Origin of the sequence: Treponema sp. OMZ 805 (assembly GCF_050937395.1) — a bacterium.
In the GTDB taxonomy this organism is placed as follows: domain Bacteria; phylum Spirochaetota; class Spirochaetia; order Treponematales; family Treponemataceae; genus Treponema.
Genome location: NZ_JACCLP010000001.1, coordinates 128415 through 153382 on the forward strand (window position 1 = coordinate 128415; position 24968 = coordinate 153382).

Below are 24968 nucleotides of genomic sequence, written 5' to 3' on the forward strand. Positions count from 1 at the left end.
ATCATTCCTGTTTCTTTTCCAATGATTTTAAAACGTTGAGCGCCGCTTTGGAATCCTGCTGGGCAACGGCAATCAATTCGATGATGTGCGGGTATTTTGCTAAAAAGTCTCCCCACTTTGTCAGCCGGTCTATCTGGAATTGCTCCGAAGCTGCGTATTGCGCTTCTTTTGCTGCGGTTTCCGCTAACAGCATTTCGCGCTGTTGTTCATACGTGTTATATGCCTGTTCCGCAATCTTATAGGTGTGGATGTCGGGGATAGCGAGTTTTGTTAACGTAACGGCTTCTACGGAGAAGTCTTGCCCGGTTGCCTTAGTAAGTTCATCTTTGAGCTTTTCCGAAAGCGCATGATAATCGGTTTTTACTTGCTGATATTCATAAGGATTATCAATCAATTCCGAAACATACCGGTACATAATTGTCTGCAACGCCGCGCGTATATGCGAGTCGATATACGATTCAAGCGCTTCTTGCGTTTGAATCGTATTTTTTTCTACAATTGGTACCAGCTTTTCAGGCTTCAGTGTAACGAGGGCATCCATGCCGAAGCCCCAAGAAAAATCATCTTTTGTATTCAATACTTTGGCGTATCGGTCTGCCGACGGGAGCGAACCGTCTGCGGTATAATTGACATGCCGCGGCGTAAGGTCGAATACCAGTATCTGTGCATTTGTGGGAACAATCCGCTCCCATCGCCATGTAAAGTTTCCGGGCATAATCGCTTGAGGATAGTATCCGCCGGACTTTGACAGCATAACGCCGTATTTTCCTGCCGGAACGGAGAATTGCGTCCATCCGAAAAAGAACACCGCTGCCGCACACGCAAGTAGAATCAGTGTAACGATAATCAATTTACGAAATGCTTTCATAATTTTATCCTCTACAGTCGGCTAGACTTTAAACTTGCCGACTTCATCCGTTAAATTTTCGATGCTTCGCTTATTTTGCTGCGTTATGTTATTGACTTCTTGAACGGCGTTATTGATCTGCGCCGCCCCTATCGCCATTTCATTCATGCCATCGGTAATGATGCGGGTAAGCTCATCCAGCTTTTGCATCTCTTCTCCAACGCTTTCCCCGCCTTTCAGCATCTCTTCGGAGCCTGCCTGTACTTCTATCGTTACCGTATTGATGTTCTTAATAGCCGTTAATACTTCCTTACTGCCGTTTTCTTGTTCGCGCATTGCATGGGTTAGGCTATTGCTCATATCTTTCACTTGTTCCGCTAAGTTAAATATCGTATTGAATTTTTCTTCTACGGTTTGGGAAGATGTGGAAAGCGTTTCGATTTCTCCGCTGAGTGTTTTAAGCGTTGTCGTTATGGCCTTTCCTTGCATGGCGGAATCTTCCGCTAACTTACGGATTTCGTCTGCGACAACAGCGAACCCTTTTCCTGCCTCGCCTGCATGAGCCGCTTCGATGGCAGCGTTCATTGCAAGCAAGTTTGTTTGGGATGCAATATGCTGAATAACACTCGAGGCTTCCATCAGAGAGCCGGATTCTTCAGCTATTTTTTGCGTTACGGTATTTGAGGTTACGAGCGTTGCCTTACCGTCATCTGTTGCGGTTGCAAGGCTTTTTACCGCTCCGTTTGTTTTTTCGAGTATACCGGTAATAGAGGCTATATTCGCGACCATTTGTTCAATCGACGATGAGGACTGTGCGACACTTGCCGCTTGTGTTTGGATACTGGTGTTAAGCTGCTTAATAGTGCGGACAATTTCTTCGACGGTTGCTGCCGTTTCGGTAACACTTGCGGCTTGGCTTAATGCCTGCCGTTTTACGCCTTCGATATTGGCGCTGATTTTATTCACTGCGTCGGCTGTTTGTACCATATCATTTGCAAGTTTATTACCGATGGCTTCCATTTCGGCGCTGCTTGTTCCGATGGATTTTATCGTATGTCCGATCTTCTCAATGGTTTGGTTAAAATACTCGGACAAATCGGTTACTTCATCGTTTCCCGTAACCGGTAATCTGACCGCTAAATTGCCTTCACCCTGCGAAATATCTTTTAATGCGTATACCGTTGCCTGAATAGGTTTTACCAGTTTAAGGGCGATAAAATAAACGATGAGAAGAGCCGAGATAAATATACAAATGCCGATAATCATCATTGTGATACTCATCGAATTGACCGTTCCCATAAATTCATGATAGGGAGCATTAATAACAATCGTCCAACCTGATAGGTTGCTTTTTGCATACGAGGCTATCTTTGAAATGCCTTTATATTCATAATGTCCGATAGCAGGTGTTTGCGCTTTTAACGCAATCTGCTCGAATGCTCCGAGGCTTGTCAAAGTCGAATCGGTTGCTCCTGACTCGGAAGCATTAAAAAGCTTTTCAACCAGAGATTCATCCCTATCTGCAATAGTAGTTCCCGTTAAACCGATAATGTAACAGAAGCCGCTTTTACCGACGGCAATATCTTCGATATTTTTTGAAAGCAGTAATCCGCTGACATCGGCTGAAAGGACACTGTGCACATGATGGTTTTCGTCGAAGATTGGAACTGCAAGTGTGATGACAAGCGTTCCTCTCGCCCGCTCTCTATACGGTTCCGAAATAAAGGGAGTTCCCGACAGGGCTGTTTGAAACCAGACTCTGTCGCTTACCTGAACGGTATTGCCGACATAATAGAATGTACCGTCGGGATCGGTTACATCCAGTTCAATGATTTTACTGTTTGCTTCAGCTTCTTTTTGTAAAAGCGCTACTCGTTCCTGATACGAATATGCAGGATCGGTTAAAAAAGGCATACGCGCAATGCCGCTCAGGAATTGATAGAGCGCCTTAATTCTTCCATCGATGATATTCGCAACATCGACGGCTTTGTCCGTTAAATGCCTTTCGACCTTTTCCGTTACGGCTTTGCGCGCAATGTGAATGGCAAGCGTTGCTTCAGTAATGCCGGCGACTACTACCAAAAGACCGAAAATAAGAATGAGTTTATAGCGGATTGGAAACCGTTTCGGAACTTTTTTCATAAAGGTAATGCTCCTTTTCAAACATGGGTGTAATTTAGCTTCTATGTAATTCAACCGCAATAAGTGCATTTTAGTCTTTTCGCTTATTACTGTCTATGCTTCCCTGCTACGGCGATAATCATGATAAGCGCTAAAAATATGCGTGATGCGGTTCTCCGTAAAAAAATAATTTTTTTCTTGACAATGCACTAGAGGCGTTGTAAGATTAAACGGTATAAGGAGGCACTGTAACATGAAAATTATTTTTTACGGAGTGCGTGATGTCGAAATCCCTATCTTTAAAGCGGTAAATAAGAAATTCGGGTACGAAATGACCTTAATTCCCGAATATCTCACCGATGAGGCAACCGCAAGAAAAGCAGCGGGACATGACGTTGTCGTATTGCGCGGAAACTGCTTTGCAACGAAAGAGCGGCTGGATATTTATAAAGAACTCGGCGTTAAATATGTACTGACCCGAACGGTAGGCGTTAATCATATCGATATACCGTATGCAAAAGAATTAGGTTTTAAAATGGCTTATGTGCCGTTCTATTCTCCGAATGCGATTGCCGAGTTGGCATTGACGTTAGCGATGACGCTGTTGCGCAACGTTACCTATACCGGAAATAAAACAAAAGATAAGAACTTTATCGTCGATAAGCAGATGTTCTCGCGCGAAGTGCGGAATTGTACGGTCGGTGTGCTCGGATTGGGACGAATCGGTATGACGGCTGCCAGACTGTTTAAGGGTTTAGGCGCAAAAGTTATCGGATTTGATATTTTCCCGAAGACCGGTGTGGAAGACATCGTAACGCAAATGTCGATGGATGAGGTACTGGCAAAATCCGATATTGTCACGCTTCATGCACCGTATATCAAAGAAAACGGTAAGATTATCACCAAAGAATCAATTGCAAAGATGAAGGATAATGCCATCCTCATCAATACGGGACGCGGAGAGCTTGTCGATACCGATGCGTTGGTTGAAGCATTGGAAAGCGGAAAACTTTACGGTGCGGGTATCGATACCTTGGAAAACGAGGTTGAAATTTTCTTTAAGGATTTTAAGGGTAAGACCTTGCCCGTTCCTGCGTTTGAAAAGCTGGTCAATATGTATCCGAAAGTCATTATTACCCCGCACGTCGGTTCCTATACCGATGAGGCTGCATTGAATATGATTGAAACAACCTTCGATAATATAAAGGAATATATTGAAACCGGAGATTGTAAGAATAAAATCCAATAATAATTTAAATAGTGTGCAACAGTAAATGCATCTTGTATGAGGAGGTAATAAAAGATGGCTACATTTACGTTTGATATGTATCTAACGTTGGGACTGGCGATTGTACTGTACTTATTGGGAAGCGGTATCAAAGCTAAAGTCGGGGTTTTGCAGAAGTACTACATTCCTGCGCCGGTTATCGGAGGAACACTGTTTTCAATTGTAATGTTGATAGGTCATAATATGGGACTGTTCTCATTTACATTTGACGGGAACTTAAAGAATTTCTTCATGGTTGTGTTCTTTACTACAATCGGATTCTTAGCAAGTGTTTCAGCATTGAAAAAGGGCGGTATCGGCGTTATCCTGTTTTTAATTGCTGCGGTTATTCTTGTTATTATTCAAGACGGTGTCGGTGTTGCTTTGGCAAAGGTATTCGGACTTAATCCCGGTATCGGTTTGGCGGCAGGTTCCATCCCGCTGACCGGCGGACACGGAACTTCCGGCGCTTTTGGCCCCTATCTGGAAGAGCGTGGGGTTTCGGGCGCTACGGTTGTTGCAATTGCTTCGGCAACGTACGGTTTGGTTGCAGGGTGTGTTATCGGCGGCCCGATTGCGAAGCGCTTAAAGGATAAACATAACTTAGTGTGTAAAGAAGGCGATGCTCAGAAAGCTACTCAAGAACAGGCTGAAAAAGATGAAACACTTGCTCAGAAAGGTACTATGTCTGAAAAAAGCTTTTTTAAAGCAGCTGCGATGATCGGTATTGCGATGGGTGTCGGCGGTCTTATCACGCCGCTTATTAAAAAAGCGGGATTATCTTTGCCGGCATACCTTATTCCGATGCTTATTGCCGCAATTATGCGTAATGTTGTCGATAAGACTGAAAGCAAGACGCCTATCGATGAAATCGGTATTATCGGAAGTGTATGTCTTTCTTTCTTCTTGGCTATTGCATTGATGTCGATGAAGTTGTGGGAATTGGCGGATTTGGCAATTCCGCTTGTTGTAATTCTTTTGGTGCAGACGGTTGTTATGGGCTTGTTTGCATACTTTGTTACCTTCAACATCATGGGGCGGGATTACGATGCGGCAGTTATCGCAACCGGTCACTGCGGTTTCGGTATGGGCGCTACCCCGAACGCTATCGCTAACATGGAAGCTTTTACCTCGGTAAACGGTTTCTCCACAAAGGCATTCTTAGCGGTTCCGCTCGTCGGTTCGCTGTTTATCGACTTTATCAATGCGATTGTTATTCAGACATTTACCAGTATTTTTGTCGGATAATTTTGAATCAAACGCATTTCGGGCATCTCTAAAAGTCTAACCGAGTTTTTAGAGATGTTCACTATCTAAAAACGGCTAAAAAGTGCTTTGCTGTCTCGACAGTAAAGCACTTTTCGTATTATGATAGAGCTATTATTCAGGATGCTTTTTCAAGCTATTTATTCCTTATAGGAGGTATGAATGATTACAACAGAGTACATAAGCTTTGTTACAAGCTTGTTGTCATCTTTGCTTGGGCTTGGCATTGTGTTTTTATCTCTGATATTCTTGGCGATTTATGTTACAATCGTTTCGAAGATTATATCAGGCTTAGAGAAAAACTTACCGGCCAAAGCTCAAGCTGCCCCTGCACCGGCGGCTGCATCTGCTGCCGTAAATGCAAAACCTGCAGTGGGTGCCGAAGCGGTAAAAGTTGCCGTTATTGCGGCCGCTATCAGCGAAGAAAGGCACGAGCCTTTAAATTCATTCGTAATTACGAATATTAAGAAATTATAGATCATAGAAAAGGAGTGTGTAGTATGAACTATGTAGTTACCGTAAATGGTGAAAAATATGAAGTTGAAGTGGAAAGAGTAGGCGGAGGAACTTCCTCATTGTCAAGAAGACCGCCGGAACGGGTATCGCGCCCTGTTCAAGCTGCTCCTGCTGCACAGCCTGTTGCAGCTCCCCAGCCCGCGGCTCCGGCGCCTGCCGCTCCCGCTGCTTCGGGTGGAGCAGGAACCATAGTTAGCCCGATGCCCGGTACCGTTCTTGATGTAAAGGTTAAGGAAGGCGATGCTGTTTCCGTCGGTCAGGTTGTCATTATTTTGGAAGCTATGAAGATGGAAACCGAAATCGTGTCCGAAGTTGCCGGTTCCGTAGCTGCCGTCCGGGTAAAGAAAGGAGATGCCGTGGATACGGATACCGTACTGGTAGAGGTTAAATAAGGGGCATCGCATGGAATTTATTAAGGTCGTAGGGACGATGATGCAACAATCGGGCTTTGCCGCGTTGACATGGCAGCAGCTCGTGATGTTTGTCATCTCGTTCGTTTTAATTTATTTAGCCATCGTCAAACAGTTCGAACCGTTGCTGCTGTTGCCGATTGCTTTCGGTATGTTTTTGACGAATTTACCGTTAGCGGATTTGATGAAGGAAGCGGATCCTTGGTATACATCCGGTGTACTGCGGATTATCTATAGCGGTATCAAAAGCAATCTCTTCCCGTGCTTAATCTTCATGGGAATAGGCGCAATGACCGATTTCGGGCCGCTTATTGCAAACCCGATTAGTTTATTGCTCGGAGCGGCGGCGCAGTTCGGTATCTATATCACCTTTATGACTGCCAGCGCTTTACCGATTTTTACGGCGAAGCAGGCTGCTGCAATTGCCATCATCGGCGGAGCCGACGGGCCTACTTCTATTTATATCGCGAATAACTTGGCTCCTGAACTGTTGGCGCCGATTGCCGTTGCAGCGTATTCGTATATGGCGCTGATTCCGATGATTCAGCCGCCGATTATGAAGCTGTTAACCACTAAAAAAGAACGGGCGGTTAAGATGAAGCAGCTCCGGAAGGTGAGCAAGACCGAAAAAATCGTATTCCCCATCGGAACGGTTCTGTTTACTGCGCTGTTGCTACCGTCGGTTGCACCGTTGCTTGGTATGCTGATGTTAGGCAATATCTTTAGAGAATCCGGCGTTGTGCAGCGCTTATCCGATACGGCGCAAAACGCTTTGATCAACATCGTTACGATTATGCTCGGTGTTACGGTCGGCGCTACTGCCAACGGAGAACTGTTCCTGCGAGTGCAAACCATCTCCATTATCTTTATGGGATTGTTTGCGTTCTGTATGTCTACCGTCGGCGGTATTTTGCTCGGAAAGCTCTTGTATGTTATTACCGGCGGTAAAATCAACCCGTTAATCGGTTCCGCCGGCGTTTCGGCAGTACCGATGGCTGCGCGTGTTTCGCAAACGGTCGGTGCGTCCGAAAATCCGACGAACTTTCTGTTAATGCACGCAATGGGACCGAATGTGGCCGGTGTTATCGGCTCAGCGGTTGCAGCCGGTTATTTTATGCTGATTTTCGGCAAGTAATATGCAGAGGGAATACCGATGTTATCGGCGTTCCCTCTTTCTACAATAATTATAGTTGGAAGGAGATGTATTATGAGTAAGGTTATGTCATTGCATGATGCAATCAAAACGTACGTAAAATCGGGCGATGTGCTTTGTTTCGGCGGTTTTACGACAAACCGCAAGCCTTATGCAGCGGTGAACGAGATTTTGCGTCAAGGTTTGGGTGATTTTATCGGGTATTCCGGTCCTGCAGGCGGCGACTGGGATATGCTGATCGGTGAAGGAAGGGTAAAGGCCTTTATTAACTGCTATATTGCAAACTCCGGCTATACGAATGTAGCGCGCCGCTTCCGCAACGAAATCGAAAAAAACAAGAAAATGCTGTTGGAAGACTATTCGCAGGATGTGCTGATGCTGATGCTCCATGCCTCTTCTCTCGGCCTTCCGTATCTTCCGGTACGGCTGATGCAGGGTACCGACTTGGTAAACAAATGGGGTATCAGTAAAGAAGAGCGTGCAAAAGACCCGCGTCTCCCCAATGATAAGTTGGTAGAGGTAGAGAACCCCTTCAATCCCGGTGAGAAAGTTGTCGCCGTACCGGTGCCGCGCTTGGATACCGCAATCATCCACGTGCAGAAGGCTTCTGTTAATGGGACCTGTTCAATAGAAGGTGACGAATTCCACGATGTCGATATTGCAATCGCTGCAAAGAAATGTATCGTAACCTGCGAGGAGCTCGTAACCGAAGAAGAAATGAGAATAGAGCCAAGCAAGAACTCAATTCCCGAATTCTGTGTCGATGCCGTTGTTCATACTCCCTACGGCGCTCATCCTGCTCAGTGCTATAACTATTATGATTACGATGCAAACTTCTTTAAAATGTACGACAGCATTACCAAAACCGAGGAAGATTTTAAGGCTTTCTTACAGGAATGGGTATACGGCGTAAAAGATCACGACGAGTATATCGATAAATTGGGTGCAAGCAGATTGGCAAAACTGAAAGTTGTACCGGGCTTCGGCTATGCGGCAAAGCTGGTAAAGGAGGATAAGTAAGATGGCAAATTATAAAAATTATACCAATAAAGAAATGCAGGCGATTACAATCGCGAAGACCATTAAAGACGGTCAAATCGTTATTGTAGGTACCGGTCTTCCTTTAATCGGGGCGTCGTTGGCAAAGCGGATCTTTGCTCCGAATTGCAAGCTGATTGTGGAAAGCGGTTTGATGGACTGCGCGCCGATTGAAGTACCGCGCAGCGTCGGTGATAACCGGCTGATGGCTCACTGCGGCGTGCAATGGCCGAACGTCCGCTTTATCGGGTTTGAAGCAAACGAGTGGCTCAACGATAACGACCGCATGATTGCCTTTATCGGCGGCGCTCAGATTGACCCTTTCGGGAACGTAAACTCAACCTGTATCGGCGACTACCATAACCCCAAAACCCGTTTTACCGGATCCGGCGGGGCAAACGGTATTGCAACCTATTCAAACACCGTCATTATGATGCAGCATGAAAAACGCCGCTTTATCGACAAAATCGACTACATCACCAGCGCCGGATGGGGAGATGGCGCAGGTGGCCGTGAAAAGCTCGGTCTTCCGGGAAACAGAGGCCCGATTGCCGTTGTTACCGACCGCGGTATCCTCAAGTTTGACGACAAGACCAAGCGGATGTACCTTGCCGGATATTACCCGACTTCTTCCCCCGAAGACGTACTGGAAAATACCGGTTTTGACCTCGATGTTTCCAAGGCTGTTCTGCTGGAAGCGCCGAGCGAAGACGTCATTAAGATGATCCGTGAGGAAATCGATCCCGGACAGGCATTTATCAAAGTTCCCGTAGAGGAGTAAGTAGCAGGGTAGAGTAAACGCATCAGGCTATTTTTTAGCAGCCCCGCAGAATATAAGGAGGCCGTTCAACCTTTCCTTTTGAAAATATGCATACCGTTTACGGCGTTGCTGCACAAAAATAAATGCTCAACGTACAATAAGTACGTCTCCGCTTTATTTTTGTTCGCGCCTTGTAGCCGGTACCGTTATTTTCAAAAGGCTGACGGAAAGGATTGTTTTAGACGGCACCGCCACAAGTATTCTGCGGTTTTAATCTACTCTGCCTGATGCGTTTACCCATCTGCTAGAAGAGATATGCGAAATTTTTGATAAAATTTCGCATAGAAAAGAGTTTTTCCCGTGAGTTTTGTGCTTGCGGGAGGAGCCGTAACCGGAGGAATAAATATGGGTGATTATTCGATGCCATGCTATTTCCAAAATATGGAACAAGTTGGAAAAGAGTTGGCACATATTGATGAAGAAAATGAGAAGCTGATTAAAGACGTTGAAGAGGAAATCGGTAAGCTGATAGATGAAATCCACGAAGCGGGAACGCCGACGGAGGCTATCAACGAAAAAGGTCAGATGACCGCGCTGCAGCGGGTTGCCGATCTGATTGACGAAGGTACGTGGTGCCCTTTAAACAGCCTCTATAATCCGCAGGACTTTGAAACCGCGACCGGTATTGTCAAAGGCTTGGGGCGAATTAACGGAAAATGGGCAGTCATCGTTGCGTCCGATAACAAGAAGATTGTCGGTGCGTGGGTTCCCGGGCAAGCGGAAAACTTACTGCGGGCTTCCGACACGGCGAAGTGTCTGCGCATTCCGTTGGTCTATGTATTAAACTGTAGCGGTGTTAAGCTTGACGAGCAGGAAAAAGTCTATGCCAACCGGCGCGGTGGAGGTACTCCGTTCTATCGGAACGTAGAGCTGCAGCAGCTCGGTGTTCCCGTCATCGTCGGTATCTATGGAACGAATCCGGCGGGCGGCGGCTACCACAGTATCAGCCCGACCATCCTGATTGCGCATGAAAAAGCGAATATGGCAGTGGGCGGCGCCGGTATCGTCGGCGGTATGAACCCGAAAGGCTATATCGACGAAGAGGGCGCCGAGCAGATTATCGAAGCAAGCAAAAAATCCAAGGGCGTCGATGTACCGGGAACGGTTTCCATTCACTATAACGAAACAGGCTTTTTCCGCGAGGTGTACAGCGACGAAATCGGCGTATTGGACGGTATCAGAAAGTACATGGACTACCTGCCCGCATATAACTTGGAGTTTTTCCGCGTAGACGAACCGCGGGAACCGGCGCTCGACCCGAACGATCTGTATTCTATTTTGCCGATGAACCAGAAAAAGATATACAATATCTACGATATTATCGGCCGGTTGGTAGATAACAGCGAATTTAGCGAGTATAAAAAAGGCTACGGTCCCGAAATGGTAACCGGACTTGCGAAGGTGGACGGACTGTTAGTCGGTGTTGTGGCGAACTTCCAAGGATTGCTGCTGAAATATCCCGAATACAAGCAAGGCGCGGTCGGTATCGGCGGTAAGCTCTACCGGCAGGGACTTATGAAGATGAATGAGTTCGTAACGCTCTGCGCACGCGATAAAATCCCGATTATCTGGCTGCAGGATACTACCGGTATCGATGTCGGCAACGATGCGGAACGTGCGGAACTGTTGGGCTTAGGTCAGTCGCTTATCTACTCCATCCAGAATTCCAATATTCCGCAGATGGAAGTTACGTTGCGCAAGGGTACCGCTGCGGCTCACTATGTATTGGGCGGGCCTCAGGGTAACGATACCAATGCGTTCTCGCTGGGGACTGCGGCAACCGAAATCAACGTAATGAACGGAGAAACCGCTGCAACTGCGATGTATTGCCGTCGTTTGGTAAAAGATAAAGATGCAGGAAAGGATTTAACGCCTACCATTGAAAAGATGAATAAACTGATCAATGAGTATAAGGAAAAGTCCGTTCCGCAGTATTGCGCCAAAACCGGTATGGTTGACGAAATCGTGAGCTTGTATGATATACGGGCGTATATGATCGCCTTTGTGAACTCGGTATATCAGAACCCGAAAGCGATATGCGCATTCCATCAAATGCTGTTACCGCGGGCAATTAGAGAATACAATACCTTTGTAAAGAAATAAGGGAAAACGGGGATGACGAAAAAGCAATAGGCTTTTGCGACATCCCCAAAATGTATTATTCGGAGTTATCAGTTTATGGAAAGAATTGTTCTAAAGTTAGGTATGTTTGAAACGCTTATGGTTGCAGTTATTGCAATCTATGTGGGAGAGTTTTTGCGCAATAAAATTCCGGTTCTCAAAAAATATTGTTTACCCGCTTCTGTTGTGGGCGGTACCTTATTTGCGCTCCTTTCGTTATTGCTCTATTCGGTCAATGTTTTTGAATTGAATTTTGATTATAAAACGGTCAATCAGCTGTTCTATTGTTTATTCTTTGCCGCAAGCGGCGCCGCGGCGAGTTTGGCGCTGCTGAAAAAAGGCGGTAAACTCGTAATTATCTTTACCGTATTGGCAGCCTTGCTTGCAACTTTGCAAAATGCTGCTGCTATTTCGGTGGGAAGCCTCTTTCATATCAGTCCGCTCATTTCGATGATGACGGGTAGTATCCCGATGACCGGCGGACACGGAAATGCCGCTTCGTTTGCGCCGATTGCCGTAGAAGCAGGTGCAACTGCGGCTATGGAAGTTGCAATTGCCGCAGCTACGTTCGGCTTGATTTCAGGCTGTATTATTGGCGGGCCGTTCGGTAACTTTATGGTTAAACGCTTCCATCTTGAAAATCCCGAGTTGGATGGAAAAATGGAAGCTGCAGAATTGCAGGCTGAAAACTCAGGCGGTACTGCGGGCGCTTTGGTAGATAAATCCAATGTGCTGCAGGCAGTGTTTATGCTCTGTATTGCGTGCGGTATCGGACAAGTTTTATTCTTAATCTTGAAGTATTTTAAGATCAACTTCCCCATTCACGTATGCTGTATGTTCGGCGGCATTGCCATGCGTCTTTTGTTGGATTTAACTTCAAAAAGCAATCCTTCAAAGCACAACGTATTGTATGATGCATTCGATATCGTCGGTGAATTCTCGTTAGCCTTGTTTGTTTCGATGTCCATTATTTCTATGAAACTTTGGCAGCTTGCCGGCTTAGGCACCGCACTGGTGGTATTGCTGCTCGTACAAGTTGTGCTGATTGTACTTTTCTGCTATTTCCTGACATTCAATTTATTAGGCAGAAACTACGATGCAGCGGTGATGGCGGTTGGTCATATCGGATTCGGTTTAGGCGCTGTGCCCGTTTCGATGACGACGATGCAGACAGTATGCCGCAAGTACCGCTATTCCAAGTTAGCATTCTTTGTCGTGCCGGTTATCGGCGGCTTTATCAGCAATATTACCAATGCCATTATTATCACAAAGTTCTTGGATTTGGCAAAGCACATGCTTGGACTTTGAGAAGCAAGCAGTTTTTGCTGCATATAACGGTAACTGCTGACTGAAAAGCGGTTACCTGAAAATTTTATCGGCAAGGGAGCAGTACATCGTTATGAGTATATTTACTATGGGCGTAGACGTCGGTTCTACAGCTTCCAAGTGTGTTATTATCAAGGACGGAAAGGAAATCGTCGCAACGGCTGTTGTTCCGGTGGGAACGGGAACCAGCGGACCGGCACGGGTGATGAAGCAGACGCTGGATCAACTCGGGTTTACCTCGATGGAGCAGCTTGACGGAGCTATTGCAACCGGCTATGGACGTAATTCGTTAAAGGAAGTACCGGCGCAGATGTCGGAGCTGTCCTGCCATGCCAAAGGCGCCTATTTCTTGTTCCCGCATGTACGCACTATTATCGATATCGGCGGGCAGGATTCTAAGGCCTTAAAACTTAGCGATAACGGTATGCTCGAAAACTTTGTTATGAACGATAAGTGCGCTGCCGGTACGGGACGCTTCCTCGATGTTATCGCGAAGGTTCTGGAAATCAACTTGGAAGACCTCGAGAAACTTGACGAGCAGTCCACCAAAGAGTTGACAATCAGCTCAACCTGTACCGTGTTTGCCGAATCGGAGGTTATCTCTCAATTGGCGAGCGGTGCGAAAATTCCCGATATCGTAAAAGGAATCCACACGGCAATAGCGAGCCGCGTCGGCAGTTTGGCTAAGCGTGTCGGTATTCAAGATGATGTTGTAATGACCGGAGGAGTTGCCCTGAATAAAGGAATGGTTCGGGCAATGGAAAAAAATATAGGGTTTAAAATTCACACGAGTGAATATTGCCAGTTAAATGGCGCAATTGGAGCCGCTCTGTTTGCATATCAAAAGTGTCAACAAGCGGGAAATAAGTAAGGTTCTACGCCGGTAAATGCAAGGCCGGTGCAGACCTGAATGGCATCTTTTAAAGAACAAGCCTGTTTTTTAAAGATGACCTTGAGGACATAGGAGGAAACAAATGGCCCAAAAGATGGAAAAGTTACCCAACAAAACGCCGCGGCCGATTGAAGGGCATAAGCCTGCTGCCGCTCTTTTACGCGATGTCGTAGATAAGGTCTATGCAAATGCATGGGAGGCAAAACGGCGCGGTGAATTAGTCGGATGGAGTTCTTCTAAATTTCCAATTGAATTAGCGAAAGCTTTTGATCTTAATGTTGTGTATCCCGAAAACCATGCGGCGTCGACAGCTGCAAAGAAAGACGGATTGCGCCTCTGCCAAGCTGCGGAGGATATGGGATACGATAACGATATCTGCGGTTATGCACGCATCAGTCTTGCCTATGCCGCAGGAGAGCCGACCGATTCGCGCAGAATGCCGCAGCCCGATTTTTTGCTGTGCTGCAATAATATCTGCAATATGATGACAAAATGGTACGAGAATATTGCGCGTATGCATAATATCCCGCTCATCATGGTAGACATTCCGTTCTCCAATACGGTGGATGTACCCGAAGAAAAAGTGGATTATCTACTTGGCCAGTTTGACTATGCCATCAAGCAGCTGGAACAATTGACCGGAAAGAAATTCGACGAAAAGAAATTCGAGGATGCTTGTGCGCGTGCAAATAGAACCGCAGCGGCATGGCTGAAATCCTGTTCATTTATGTCATACAAGCCGTCTCCGTTAAGCGGGTTTGACCTGTTTAACCACATGGCAGACATTGTTGCCGCCCGCTGCGAAGAAGACGCTGCTGTCGGATTTGAACTGCTGGCACAGGAATTTGAACAATCCGTAAAAGAAAACACCTCTACGTGGGAATATCCCGAAGAGCACCGTATCTTGTTTGAAGGTATTCCGTGCTGGCCGGCGCTCCGCCCCTTGTTTGACCCCTTAAAGGACAGCGGTGTCAACGTAACCGCTGTCGTATACGCTCCGGCATTCGGCTTCCGTTATGAGAATATCCGTGAAATGGCCGCTGCGTACTGCAAGGCGCCGTGCTCCGTCTGTATCGAAACCGGTGTTGAATGGCGCGAGACCATGGCAAAAGAAAACGGTATCAGCGGCGCCTTGGTCAACTACAACCGCAGCTGCAAGCCGTGGAGCGGTGCGATGCCCGAAATTGAGCGGCGTTGGAAGGAAGACCTCGGTATCCCTGTTGTTCACTTTGACGGTGATCAGGCTGACGAGCGAAACTTCTCTACGGAACAGTATAAAACACGTGTACAGGGCTTGGTAGAAATTATGGACGAGCGCAAGCAGGAAAAGAAAGCAAAGGGCGAGGACGTCTATACCAACTTTAAGAACACCAAAGAGACCGACTGGTCGAAGCCGACGCTGGAGTAGGGGAGGACAGTATGGAAACAATCAAAGATTTATTGGAACAATTTAAATATTTGGCGAACAATCCGCGGAAGCAGCTGGATAAATACCTTGCGGCAGGGAAAAAAGCCGTCGGTATTTTCCCGTACTATGCACCCGAAGAGATTGTCTATGCGGCAGGTATTGCGCCGTTCGGTGTATGGGGCGGTCAAGGTCCCATCGAGCGGGCAAAGGAATACTTCCCGACATTCTATTACTCGTTGGCATTGCGCTGTTTGGAAATGGCCTTGGACGGTACTCTCGACGGACTTTCCGCCTCAATGCTGACAACGCTGGATGATACCCTTCGTCCGCTTTCTCAGAACTACAAGGTGAGCGCCGGACGGAAAATCCCGATGATCTTCCTCAATCATGGTCAGCATCGCAAAGAGGACTTCGGCAAGAAGTACAATGCGCGTATCTTTACCAAGGCGAAGGAAGAGCTGGAAAAAATCTGCGGTGTTAAAGTAACCGATGAGAACTTAAAGAAAGCGTTCAAAGTGTATAACGAAAACAGGGCTGAAAAGCGCCGGTTTATCAAGCTCGCCGCGGCTCATCCGCAGAGTATAAAGGCTTCCGACCGCTGTTATGTGCTGAAAAGCTCATACTTTATGCTGAAAGATGAACATACCGAGCTGCTCAAAAAGCTGAACTCTTTACTCGAAGCCTTGCCGGAAGAAAAATGGGACGGCGTTCGGGTGGTTACCAGCGGTGTTATTACCGATAACCCCGGCTTGCTGCAAGTCTTTGACGACTACAAAGTCTGTATTGTCGCCGATGACGTTGCGCATGAATCCCGCGCGTTGAAGGTTGATATCGATCTCTCCATCGACGATCCGATGATGGCGCTTGCCGATCAATTTGCCCGCATGGATGAAGACCCGCTCCTCTACGACCCCGACCTTACGAAGCGTCCTGCCTACGTTGTAAAACTGGCAAAGGATAACAAGGCGGACGGATGCTTGCTCTTTATGATGAACTTCGACGACACGGAAGAGATGGAATATCCTTCGCTAAAACAGGCGTTCAGCGCGGCAAAGATTCCATTGGTAAAAGTCGGATATGATCAGCAGATGTCGGACTTTGGGCAGGTAAAAACGCAGCTCGAAACATTCAACGAGATTGTACAGCTTAATCGGATGTAAGGGGGTAGCAGTATGAGTGAAAACGTATGGGAAAATGATGATTTTATTTTTAAAGGCGCAGAATTAAAGGGCATGACGCAGAAGGGAAAAGATAAGGTAAAGACGCAAGGACTTACCGATATGATTATTCCCGCAACAGCGCCCGACGGAACTCCTATTACGCGGATTGGAGACAATGCGTTTTACCGCAGGGGTTTAACCTCCGTTGTTATTCCCGACACGGTAGAGAGCATCGGCTATGATGCATTCGGCGTGTGCAAATTAACTTCGGTTAAACTGCCGAGCGCGTTGAAGGACATCGAGGGCTTTGCGTTTTACCGGAATGGGCTTAAAGAAGTTACCTTCGGCGGTAAGGAAACAAAGATTGAGCCGAGCGCCTTTGCATTAAATGCATTGACGGAACTCCATTTGCCTGAAACACTGGAGCTGATTGATACTTCATCCTTCTACAAGAATGAGCTGACGGCGGTAAAAATTCCTGCATCGGTGAAGAAAATCAATATGTATGCTTTTTTGAAGAACAACATCAAAGAAGTAGAAATCCCTAAATCGGTAGAATTTTTGCATGCACATGCATTTGAACCGAACACGGAAGTAAAAAAATAAAACCATCTGTGTTTTCAATAAACCTGTAATGTCTTTTTCCCGATATGCATCCGTGTATGTCGGGAATGAGCGCTGTAAGCATATCATGGGAATCGCTAAAAACCTTACATAGCGCCTTCTTTTCTAACAGACGGCTTAATATTGACAGCGTTGCTTTTAAAATTGTAGTATTCATTATGAATTTAGATATTGTGCTTTGATACGAGGAGGTATATATGAAAAAAGCTGTGTCATACAAGCATTCAAAACAGCGGGAGGCACTGTTCAATCTTTTATGTTCTACTCGCACGCATCCTACGGCAGCATGGCTGTATGAACAGCTTCGGAAGGATTTTCCGCATCTGAGTCAGGGAACTGTTTATCGCAATTTAAATATTCTTGCCGAGCAAAAACGAATCAAGGTTATCAATGTTGACGGTACCTTTGCTCATTTTGATGCGGATATGAGCGCTCACAATCACGTCATCTGTACCCGATGCGGCAAGGTAGAAGATGCTTTTATGCCGTCCGATGAACATTGCAATCAAAAGGCTGCGGAACTCAGCGGCTACCGCATTGATTCACATCGGTTTGATTTTTTTGGAATTTGCCCTGATTGTCAGCGTCTTGAACATGATTAAGTTCTATAGTAACCTATTTAATATGCGGAAAACTTTCGCACGAGACAAACTTCTTTAAGAACTCTATGAGTTTTTGGGATGTCTGAATATCCGTTTAGAAATGGAGGTCATAATGAATAAAACACTGAAAACATTGTTTTATATTCTCTGTGTTTCTGTTCTGTTGTTCGGTTTTGGAGCCTGTAAATCCCAGCCCGAACCAAAACCGGAGCCGAAGCCTGAGCCGGTAAAACCTGTTGAGCCGGAGAAAAATGAAGAACAGGAGAAAATTGCTCGTTTACTGAATGAGATGGCAAAGGTTCGTGCCGAAGCGGTTAAGGCAAAAGCGGATACGGCTTATCCTGCGCAATTTAAATCGGCCGACGATACGGCTGCCGAAGCGAGAAGCGGCTATGAAGCAAATAATTTTGCAGCAGCGCAGGAAAAGGCTCAAAGGGCTATTACGCAATATCGAACGCTGATCAATCAAATGAAGATTGCCGAGTTAAAGGCGAAGATCGACAAAAATGATTTGTCGTCCTATGATGCGGAAAGCTATAAAAAAGCCGAAGACCTGTCCGCACAGATATCCGGATTATATGAATCGGATCCTGCAAAAGCCTTTGAACTCTCCGAGCAGGCGCTGAATTACTATGAAACGGTAAAAGAGGCAGGGTTTGCTTCGATGATGAACGATGCAAAAAAGAAAGCTGATGAAGCGCGTGAACGTGCCGATTCTGTGAAAGCTGCTGCAGCTATGAAAGACGCCTATGAAAAGACAGTAAACCGTTACCGCCATGCAGGTATTGCAGCAGGCAATAAGAAGTACGAACAAGCATATATGGGGTATATGACTGCTGCCGATGAGTTTGACGATATATACGAAAAGGTAAAAGTTAAACGGGCACAGGCAAGTGATGCAATGGAACGGGCAAAAGCTCGTCAGGAAGCCAGCAGCAAGCTTGCAAAAGAAGCTGACCGCGAAGCGCCGTTGCCGGAAAATGCGGAAGGTTTTTCCGAAGAGCCGGTTAACCTTGACGAATTACAGCGTTCTACAAATACCGGCAATGCAACGCCATCCGGTAACGGGAGGTAACCCATGAAAAAAACAGCTATTCTCTGTACCGTATTCTTTTTAGTAGGGACGGTCTTTTTGTTTGCCGTATCGTACGATAATAACGAATATCAGCGAAAAAGCCGCGCTTATTCCGAATTGGCACAGCGGGCATATAGCGAAGGCGATTATGACGCTTCTATAGAGTATTCACGGCTTGCCGAAGAGAACGCTCAAAAATCGGCCGATTATATTCAATATATGCTTGCCCGCGTTGAAGCTGAACAAGCAATGAATAGAGCACGTACTCGCTATACATGGGCAAAAAACAACAAGGCCGAAGAGAAATACCCCGAGGCATTTAAGACGGCAACCGAAGCGCTGCAGGCAGGAAATACCGCATTTGAAAATAAAGACTTTGACGTCGCGGTTGTCTGTGCGAAAAAAGTTTTAGATGCGCTTGCCGTTGTTACCGGCGATGAATCTTCATTTGCAACCCTGCCGGCTCAATACCGTATCCGCACATGGCGCGGCGAACGGGATTGCCTGTGGAATATCGCAAAGGATAAGGCGATTTATGATAATCCGTATCTGTGGCGGAAGCTGTATGAAGCGAATAAAGAGAAATTGCCCGATCCCAATAATCCCGACTGGGTTGAACCCGGAATTATTTTAACAATTCCGAGTCTCCGCGGCGAAAAACGCAGCGGTATGTACGATCCTGCGGTAACCTACGAAAAATTACCACCGGCAAAAAGTAAAAAATAATCTGATGAAAACCTCTAAAAACCACCGTTTTTAGAGGTTTTTTTATATCCCTGCTCATCATCGGCAAGGATGCATTCGTAAATAAAAAAAGAGCGCGGTACACATAAGCGCATGGTCGTAAGGGGCCGTTCCCATCTTATTCAATACCTCATCGACAGGAACCGCCTCGGCTTCTAAAAACTCATCTTCATCAAGATGCTGCGCCTGCGTATTCGATTCACAATCTGCAAAATAGATATGGCTTTTATTTCCCATAATCGCAGGGTTGGGGTATACCTCGCCGAGCAATGTTAAGTTGTGTTCCGTTTTTCCCGTTTCTTCAAGCAGCTCTCGCCGCGCCGCTTGTTCCGGCGTTTCTCCTTCGTCGACCACGCCGCCGGGAAATTCGATCGATAGCTGTGCCGAACCGTGCCGCCACTGCTCTACCATTAAAAAATAATGCCGACCGTTCGCATCGGTAATGCGAGGAATAACGATAACCCATTCCGGCGCGGACAATGTAGAAAACGTCTTTGTTTCGTTGTCGGGCGAAATACTGGTAATTTCGTTGACGGAAAATACCCGTGTGGTACATATTTCTTTTGTAGAAACGGGTTTCCATGAAAGACGAGGATTTTTTTGCATAAAAGTACAACCTTCCTTTGACATAATGAGTATTTAGCCTTATTCTATAGAAGAGGAGGCTTTATGGCAATTATCACAATTTCACGGCAAATAGCTTCTTACGGCGATGAAACGGCGTTAGAACTGGCGAAATCGCTCGGCTACGAGTTTATCGATAAAAAAGACCTCGAGAAAGATCTGATTGGCAAGGGAATTTCTAAAGAGAGCCTTGCGCATTATGACGAGCGAAAACCAGGGTTTTGGGCATCGCTTTCTCGCAACCGCGACTCCTATTTTGATTATTTACGGGAGATCGTGTACGGATATGCACTGAAAGGAAATAGCATTTTTATCGGGCGCGGCGGCTTTGCGCTATTGCGCGGCATCCCCGGCTGTTATGCGGTACGGCTGGTCGCTTCCGATGATATCCGAATTGCGCGGTTGATGAAAGAGTTCGATTGGTCGGAAAAAAGAGCGCGCGCTTTGATGGCGGAAAGCGATGCCAATCGCGAAGGCTTTCACAAATGCTTTTTTGATATGAAACCGGAGGATCCTACTCACTATCGACTCGTTATTAATACCGATTTCGCTACGGCGCCGCTTGCCGCAAGTATTATTACGCACGCATGTAAGGAAGCTATTTCACCGGCGGAAGAACAGGAAGGGCTCAAACGTATTTCGGAACTGTTATTAGGGCAGCGGATTGTTAATGTGATTGCGTTTAAAGAAGAGCTTCCGATTTATTTTTTGGATGCGGAAGTTTCCGATACGCAGATTGTGCTGCACGGAGTTGCGGATTCCGTTGCATGTATCGACAGAGCGCTTAAAATAGCCGAAAATTTGGCGCAGGGGCGTTCGGTGTCTACACAGATCAGCATAGTTAACGAATATAAGCCCTATCCGTAACCGAATGCGGTTGTATAGGATATCAGGGCAACCGTATCGGAAATATTTTAAGCAGTTGCCTTCCTCTGAAACTTCTTGACTATCCCCTATCTTCATTGTAGACTTATTTTGTTCTATTTTGGTTATCGCTAAAGGAGTGTTTTTGGATACCTCATATACAATCGTATTGGAAGATCAAACGGTGCTGTCTTCTTTATGCGGCGCAAATGATGAGAATTTACAGGTTTTTGAAACCTATTTGGGCGTTCCCGTTATCTGCCGGGGAAACGAGGTAACGGTTGTAACGTCCGATCAAGCGGTTTGCAATAGGTTCCAAAAACTCATCGACACTCTTTTGAAAAGTCCCGAAATTACGTCGGAAGGTTCTGCCGATTTTATTGCTTCCTGTGTTGCCAATAGCGTGCCGCAAGGAGGGGCCTTCTGCCCGCAGTGTATTCATATTCCGCGCGGCATAAAATCAGTCTATCCCAAGAATAGAAAGCAGGCCTCGCTGATAGACTCCATCTATGCAAACGATATAACGTTCGGACTCGGTCCTGCCGGTACGGGGAAAACCTATATTGCGGTGGCGCTTGCGTTAAAAATGTTGCTGTCCCATAAGGTACGTAAGCTGATTTTAACCCGCCCGGTGGTGGAAGCGGGTGAAAGCCTCGGATTTTTGCCCGGTGATCTTGTCCAGAAAATTAATCCCTATCTGCGTCCGCTGTTCGATATTATGGAAACGCTGCTGCCTGCCGATGTGCTGCGCAGTATGGAAGAGTCTAATACCATCGAAGTAGCGCCGCTTGCCTATATGCGCGGGCGGACACTGCACAATGCCGTTGTGATTTTGGATGAAGCGCAGAATACGACAAAAGAACAGATGAAGATGTTTTTAACGCGGATGGGCGAAGGTTCAAAGCTAATTATTACCGGAGACCCGTCCCAGTCGGATATCCGCGGAAGATCCGAATCGGGGCTTGTCCATGCCGTCTCTTTAATCCGTACCATCGATGGAATTGGAATCGTTGAATTTTCTGCAGATGAAGTAGTCCGTCATTCGTTGGTACAAAAGATTATTAATGCGTATGAAAAACAATAACACCGTAAATGTAAAAGATAACTCAACTCTTGCAGATTATAGCGGAGTCACCGAATGAGAGACGAAAACAATTCCGGATATATGAAAGCTGTAGTATTGCCGTCCGTAGCGGGCTTTTTCCGCAAGATTATAGACGGTTTTCGAACTGAAAAAGTTTTTTCCATCCTCTTTATTGTAAGTTTTTTTGTTGTTATCGCAGCGATGCTGTTTACCACGCTTGACCGCGGAGGGCTTGCCTACTTAAATCTTGACGAATTTGCCGTAGGAAGAGTTGCCGAGCGCGATGTCGTTGCAGGCAGGAACATTTCCTATACGGATCAGTCTGCGACGGAGATCAGAAAAGCTGCCCGATTGCAGACGATTACACCTATTTTTAGGCAGGACGCGGAACTGGTATCTGAAACACTCAAAAAATACGATGAGTTTGTTTCGTTTATGCTTGCGTTGCATAATGATGCGGAAGCAATTTTTGACGCACGTGTGCAGGAACAATATCCGGGGCTATTTGATGCCCAAGTTTTGAAAAAATTGCAAAAGTCAGGACAATTTGACACTATTTTAGCCGCCGCTCAAGCAATCGTCAAACAAATTATGGCGGTCGGTATTGCAGAATTTCCCGAGAAAGGACTCGAAGGGTTTAATCAAACGGAGATGACGCTATTAGTGCAACGCGGAAATAACCGTGAGTACATCAATATTCAGACGAGTGCGGTTATTAAAAAAGGCAATCTCGATACATATATCAAAAATGCAATACGCTCGCTGAATGCAAGTCTTGACTCCGCCATAACGGCAGCCCTCATTCGGCCGTTTTTGCAGCCGACCATTATTTACGATGAAAAAGAAACGGAAATGCGGGCGCAGGAAGCGCTTAAACAGGTTCAGCCGGTAATCGTTACCATTCAAAAAAATCAAAAGATTATTAAACGCGGCTTTATTATTACCGCAGAAAACTACCGGCAGCTGCAAGCCTATTCCGATGCGGGAAATTATCTTGACATCAGTAAATTTTTGGGGCTTTCCGCTTTTATTCTCTGCCTCTATATAATCGGCGTCTTTATGTGTTCGGCGCAGACAGTAGGGGAGCGATTAAAAGAAAGCCGAAAAGTCTTTTTATTGCTGATTTCGCTTGCCGTGTATCTTATCGTTCTATTTACGGCAAAAGCGCTATCCCTTGTGCAGGCGCTCGATATTATCCCGTTCATCCCGGCGGCGCTGACGGCTATGCTGGTAGTGACGCTTATTTCCACACGGATTGCGATACGGATGGTATTCCTTATTATGCTGATTGTACTGACGGCAACCGGTTTTAAACTTGAACCGGCGCTTTTTGCGCTGTTCTCCGGCTTGTTGTCCGTATCGCTGATGAATTTGACTGGGCGGCGAATGGATTTAATTAAGACTGCCTGTCAGCTTGCGCTCATCCATCCGATTATTACCTTTGTGCTTTGTTCAGTGTTTCCCGATTCATACAGCGACTTCGTTTTTGTGCTGCTCGGCTCGGTGATAAACGGCTTTATCAGCGGTATCTTTGTGCTCGGCTTTTTACCCATTTTGGAAGACCGGATGAATACGCCGACCTGCTTCCGCCTGATGGAGCTTTCCGACCTTAACTCCCCGACGATGAAGCAGATGCTGTTGGCGGCATCCGGCACCTATAACCACACGATGATGGTTGCGACATTGGCGGAAGCAGCCTGCCGCGAAATCGGGGCAGACGCGCTGTTGGCGCGGGTCGGCGCGTATTATCACGACATCGGTAAAATGGCGAACCCTGAGTATTTTGTCGAAAATCAAACTTCGTATAATAAGCACTTGGATTTAAACCCGCGGCTTTCGGCGGCTATCATCCGTAGTCATGTAAAAATCGGGGTGGAGAAGGCGGAAAGTATGCGGCTGCCCCGCGAAGTTATCGATATTATCGGGCAGCATCACGGTAATTCACTGGTGCAATACTTTTATGCAAAGGCGAAAGAACTCGATCCCAATGTTAGCCCCAAGGACTTTTCGTATCCAGGGCAGCCGCCGCGCACCAAAGAGGCCGCCGTGGTCATGCTTGCCGACGTGAGCGAAGCCGCCTGCCGGACGTTAGATCATCCGTCGGTTCCGCGGCTGGAAAAATTTATTGCAAAGCTCGTTAAGGCGAAAATGGAATCGGGACAGCTTGATAACTGCGACTTAACGCTGCGGGAATTGCGCATTATCCAAGAATCATTTGTAACGACGCTTGCAGGGTATTATCATTCCCGTATCAAGTATCCGAATCAAAAAGACCCCGACGAAAAAGAAGGCGCAGACAGCAAAACTGCCGACGAAAAAGCCGCACCGCAGGATACCTCGCCGGAAAAAACAGCCGACAAGACTGCCGACGAAAAATCGGTACAGCAGGGAACTCCAGCGCAGGGGGAAATGCCGCTTGAGAAAAGCATTTCTCCCGATGTAAAAAATTACCTACAAATAGACCTCGGATTAGCGGCGCCGGAGCAAACCGCGGCAGGAATGCAGGGACAGTCGGACGGGAAGGGCAACAAGGAAGAATAGCATGAATACTATTGCAATTACATGGCAGGACATCCCCGAACCGAAGTGGGGTATGCAGGTTCTGCCTTTTTTAGATGCGGTACTTACACAGCTTGAACACACGAATTGGGATTTATCCGTTGTATTTTGCCGCGATGCGTTTATTCACGAGCTGAATAAAACCTACCGGCAGATCGACTCGCCGACCGATGTGCTGTCTTTTGAGCAGGGCGATGAATACGATGATGAAGACGAAAACGTGCGTTTTAATGCGGGAGATATTGTAATTAGCCTCGATAGTTTGCGCTCAAATGCCGAAACTTTTAATGTAACGATGAATGAAGAATTAAAACGGCTGCTGATACACGGGATTTTGCATCTGAGCGGGATGGATCACAGCGACAACGACCCTCAGCAAGAGATGCTGCAATTACAGGAAAAAATACTCAAGCAATATAATAATACGGTTATCTATCAGGAATAAGT

Annotated in this window: 23 protein-coding genes; 20 read left to right on the forward strand and 3 right to left on the reverse strand. The window is 46.4% G+C overall.

Going from position 1 to position 24968, the window contains the following annotated elements; all coding sequences use genetic code 11:
* Nucleotide 1 precedes the first annotated feature (1 nt).
* Together HGH47_RS00580 and HGH47_RS00585 are read right to left on the reverse strand one after the other, a co-directional pair.
* Entirely contained in the window at nt 2-868 is an 867-nt protein-coding gene (locus tag HGH47_RS00580) for an SPFH domain-containing protein (protein WP_212565207.1), read from the reverse strand.
* A 21-nt stretch (nt 869-889) separates the two neighbouring features.
* Nucleotides 890-2989 carry a methyl-accepting chemotaxis protein gene (locus HGH47_RS00585; protein ID WP_212565206.1) on the reverse strand — a complete coding sequence of 700 codons (2100 nt, stop codon included), beginning with the start codon at nt 2987-2989 and terminating at the stop codon, nt 890-892.
* 232 nt (nt 2990-3221) lie between these two features.
* Here HGH47_RS00585 and HGH47_RS00590 point away from each other — a divergent pair, with 232 nt between their 5' ends.
* The 16 genes from HGH47_RS00590 (at nt 3222) to HGH47_RS00665 (ending at nt 19372) form a co-directional block, all read left to right on the forward strand.
* Nucleotides 3222-4217, forward strand: a complete 996-nt coding sequence (locus HGH47_RS00590; protein ID WP_212565205.1) for a 2-hydroxyacid dehydrogenase — start codon at nt 3222-3224, stop codon at nt 4215-4217.
* A gap of 54 nt (nt 4218-4271) precedes the next feature.
* Entirely contained in the window at nt 4272-5483 is a 1212-nt protein-coding gene (gltS, locus tag HGH47_RS00595; RefSeq protein ID WP_212565204.1) for a sodium/glutamate symporter, read from the forward strand.
* Nucleotides 5484-5663: 180 nt separating this feature from the next.
* On the forward strand, nt 5664-5978 hold the full coding sequence (locus HGH47_RS00600) for an OadG family transporter subunit (protein WP_432909682.1): 315 nt from the start codon (nt 5664-5666) through the stop codon (nt 5976-5978).
* 23 nt (nt 5979-6001) lie between these two features.
* The gene (locus tag HGH47_RS00605) at nt 6002-6409 is read left to right on the forward strand and encodes a biotin/lipoyl-containing protein (protein ID WP_212565202.1); all 408 of its coding nucleotides are present in this window, start codon (nt 6002-6004) and stop codon (nt 6407-6409) included.
* Nucleotides 6410-6419: 10 nt separating this feature from the next.
* On the forward strand, nt 6420-7562 hold the full coding sequence (locus HGH47_RS00610) for a sodium ion-translocating decarboxylase subunit beta (RefSeq protein WP_253675429.1): 1143 nt from the start codon (nt 6420-6422) through the stop codon (nt 7560-7562).
* A 72-nt stretch (nt 7563-7634) separates the two neighbouring features.
* Nucleotides 7635-8600: a glutaconate CoA-transferase subunit A gene (gene gctA, locus HGH47_RS00615; RefSeq protein WP_212565200.1), complete on the forward strand. Its 966-nt coding sequence runs from the start codon at nt 7635-7637 to the stop codon at nt 8598-8600.
* Between the two features lies 1 nt (nt 8601).
* The gene (gene gctB / locus HGH47_RS00620; protein WP_206181501.1) at nt 8602-9399 is read left to right on the forward strand and encodes a glutaconate CoA-transferase subunit B; all 798 of its coding nucleotides are present in this window, start codon (nt 8602-8604) and stop codon (nt 9397-9399) included.
* Between the two features lie 339 nt (nt 9400-9738).
* Entirely contained in the window at nt 9739-11541 is a 1803-nt protein-coding gene (locus HGH47_RS00625) for an acyl-CoA carboxylase subunit beta (protein ID WP_253675427.1), read from the forward strand.
* A gap of 75 nt (nt 11542-11616) precedes the next feature.
* Nucleotides 11617-12867, forward strand: coding sequence for a sodium/glutamate symporter (locus HGH47_RS00630; protein WP_212565198.1), 1251 nt, complete (start codon nt 11617-11619; stop codon nt 12865-12867).
* 91 nt (nt 12868-12958) lie between these two features.
* The gene (locus HGH47_RS00635; protein WP_230974392.1) at nt 12959-13756 is read left to right on the forward strand and encodes an acyl-CoA dehydratase activase; all 798 of its coding nucleotides are present in this window, start codon (nt 12959-12961) and stop codon (nt 13754-13756) included.
* Nucleotides 13757-13859: 103 nt separating this feature from the next.
* The gene (locus tag HGH47_RS00640; protein WP_212565197.1) at nt 13860-15185 is read left to right on the forward strand and encodes a 2-hydroxyacyl-CoA dehydratase subunit D; all 1326 of its coding nucleotides are present in this window, start codon (nt 13860-13862) and stop codon (nt 15183-15185) included.
* A gap of 11 nt (nt 15186-15196) precedes the next feature.
* On the forward strand, nt 15197-16345 hold the full coding sequence (locus HGH47_RS00645; RefSeq protein ID WP_212565196.1) for a 2-hydroxyacyl-CoA dehydratase subunit D: 1149 nt from the start codon (nt 15197-15199) through the stop codon (nt 16343-16345).
* A gap of 12 nt (nt 16346-16357) precedes the next feature.
* The gene (locus tag HGH47_RS00650; RefSeq protein WP_253675424.1) at nt 16358-16951 is read left to right on the forward strand and encodes a leucine-rich repeat domain-containing protein; all 594 of its coding nucleotides are present in this window, start codon (nt 16358-16360) and stop codon (nt 16949-16951) included.
* 215 nt (nt 16952-17166) lie between these two features.
* Nucleotides 17167-17571: a Fur family transcriptional regulator gene (locus tag HGH47_RS00655; protein WP_212565195.1), complete on the forward strand. Its 405-nt coding sequence runs from the start codon at nt 17167-17169 to the stop codon at nt 17569-17571.
* 112 nt (nt 17572-17683) lie between these two features.
* The gene (locus tag HGH47_RS00660) at nt 17684-18646 is read left to right on the forward strand and encodes a hypothetical protein (RefSeq protein ID WP_212565194.1); all 963 of its coding nucleotides are present in this window, start codon (nt 17684-17686) and stop codon (nt 18644-18646) included.
* A 3-nt stretch (nt 18647-18649) separates the two neighbouring features.
* The gene (locus tag HGH47_RS00665; protein WP_212565193.1) at nt 18650-19372 is read left to right on the forward strand and encodes a DUF4398 domain-containing protein; all 723 of its coding nucleotides are present in this window, start codon (nt 18650-18652) and stop codon (nt 19370-19372) included.
* Nucleotides 19373-19429: 57 nt separating this feature from the next.
* Here the strand turns inward: HGH47_RS00665 and HGH47_RS00670 are convergent, their stop codons facing one another.
* Nucleotides 19430-19996: an NUDIX hydrolase gene (locus HGH47_RS00670; RefSeq protein ID WP_212565192.1), complete on the reverse strand. Its 567-nt coding sequence runs from the start codon at nt 19994-19996 to the stop codon at nt 19430-19432.
* A gap of 63 nt (nt 19997-20059) precedes the next feature.
* Here HGH47_RS00670 and HGH47_RS00675 point away from each other — a divergent pair, with 63 nt between their 5' ends.
* The 4 genes from HGH47_RS00675 (at nt 20060) to ybeY (ending at nt 24966) form a co-directional block, all read left to right on the forward strand.
* Nucleotides 20060-20881 (forward strand): AAA family ATPase, encoded by an 822-nt coding sequence (locus HGH47_RS00675; protein ID WP_212565191.1) that lies wholly within the window; start codon nt 20060-20062, stop codon nt 20879-20881.
* 142 nt (nt 20882-21023) lie between these two features.
* Nucleotides 21024-21962, forward strand: a complete 939-nt coding sequence (locus HGH47_RS00680) for a PhoH family protein (RefSeq protein ID WP_212565190.1) — start codon at nt 21024-21026, stop codon at nt 21960-21962.
* A gap of 54 nt (nt 21963-22016) precedes the next feature.
* Nucleotides 22017-24503 carry an HD family phosphohydrolase gene (locus HGH47_RS00685; protein WP_212565189.1) on the forward strand — a complete coding sequence of 829 codons (2487 nt, stop codon included), beginning with the start codon at nt 22017-22019 and terminating at the stop codon, nt 24501-24503.
* A gap of 1 nt (nt 24504) precedes the next feature.
* A complete protein-coding gene (gene ybeY, locus HGH47_RS00690) occupies nt 24505-24966 on the forward strand; it encodes an rRNA maturation RNase YbeY (protein WP_212565188.1) in 462 nt (153 codons plus the stop codon).
* The last annotated feature ends 2 nt before the right edge of the window (nt 24967-24968 follow it).

What these genes read in the sequence shown, in the direction of transcription:
- HGH47_RS00580 (WP_212565207.1), bottom strand. Translation starts at nt 868, where the DNA reads ATGAAAGCATTTCGTAAATTGATTATCGTTACACTGATTCTACTTGCG.
- HGH47_RS00585 (WP_212565206.1), bottom strand. Translation starts at nt 2,989, where the DNA reads ATGAAAAAAGTTCCGAAACGGTTTCCAATCCGCTATAAACTCATTCTT.
- HGH47_RS00590 (WP_212565205.1), top strand. Translation starts at nt 3,222, where the DNA reads ATGAAAATTATTTTTTACGGAGTGCGTGATGTCGAAATCCCTATCTTT.
- gltS (WP_212565204.1), top strand. Translation starts at nt 4,272, where the DNA reads ATGGCTACATTTACGTTTGATATGTATCTAACGTTGGGACTGGCGATT.
- HGH47_RS00600 (WP_432909682.1), top strand. Translation starts at nt 5,664, where the DNA reads ATGATTACAACAGAGTACATAAGCTTTGTTACAAGCTTGTTGTCATCT.
- HGH47_RS00605 (WP_212565202.1), top strand. Translation starts at nt 6,002, where the DNA reads ATGAACTATGTAGTTACCGTAAATGGTGAAAAATATGAAGTTGAAGTG.
- HGH47_RS00610 (WP_253675429.1), top strand. Translation starts at nt 6,420, where the DNA reads ATGGAATTTATTAAGGTCGTAGGGACGATGATGCAACAATCGGGCTTT.
- gctA (WP_212565200.1), top strand. Translation starts at nt 7,635, where the DNA reads ATGAGTAAGGTTATGTCATTGCATGATGCAATCAAAACGTACGTAAAA.
- gctB (WP_206181501.1), top strand. Translation starts at nt 8,602, where the DNA reads ATGGCAAATTATAAAAATTATACCAATAAAGAAATGCAGGCGATTACA.
- HGH47_RS00630 (WP_212565198.1), top strand. Translation starts at nt 11,617, where the DNA reads ATGGAAAGAATTGTTCTAAAGTTAGGTATGTTTGAAACGCTTATGGTT.
- HGH47_RS00635 (WP_230974392.1), top strand. Translation starts at nt 12,959, where the DNA reads ATGAGTATATTTACTATGGGCGTAGACGTCGGTTCTACAGCTTCCAAG.
- HGH47_RS00640 (WP_212565197.1), top strand. Translation starts at nt 13,860, where the DNA reads ATGGCCCAAAAGATGGAAAAGTTACCCAACAAAACGCCGCGGCCGATT.
- HGH47_RS00645 (WP_212565196.1), top strand. Translation starts at nt 15,197, where the DNA reads ATGGAAACAATCAAAGATTTATTGGAACAATTTAAATATTTGGCGAAC.
- HGH47_RS00650 (WP_253675424.1), top strand. Translation starts at nt 16,358, where the DNA reads ATGAGTGAAAACGTATGGGAAAATGATGATTTTATTTTTAAAGGCGCA.
- HGH47_RS00655 (WP_212565195.1), top strand. Translation starts at nt 17,167, where the DNA reads ATGAAAAAAGCTGTGTCATACAAGCATTCAAAACAGCGGGAGGCACTG.
- HGH47_RS00660 (WP_212565194.1), top strand. Translation starts at nt 17,684, where the DNA reads ATGAATAAAACACTGAAAACATTGTTTTATATTCTCTGTGTTTCTGTT.
- HGH47_RS00665 (WP_212565193.1), top strand. Translation starts at nt 18,650, where the DNA reads ATGAAAAAAACAGCTATTCTCTGTACCGTATTCTTTTTAGTAGGGACG.
- HGH47_RS00670 (WP_212565192.1), bottom strand. Translation starts at nt 19,996, where the DNA reads ATGCAAAAAAATCCTCGTCTTTCATGGAAACCCGTTTCTACAAAAGAA.
- HGH47_RS00675 (WP_212565191.1), top strand. Translation starts at nt 20,060, where the DNA reads ATGGCAATTATCACAATTTCACGGCAAATAGCTTCTTACGGCGATGAA.
- HGH47_RS00685 (WP_212565189.1), top strand. Translation starts at nt 22,017, where the DNA reads ATGAGAGACGAAAACAATTCCGGATATATGAAAGCTGTAGTATTGCCG.
- ybeY (WP_212565188.1), top strand. Translation starts at nt 24,505, where the DNA reads ATGAATACTATTGCAATTACATGGCAGGACATCCCCGAACCGAAGTGG.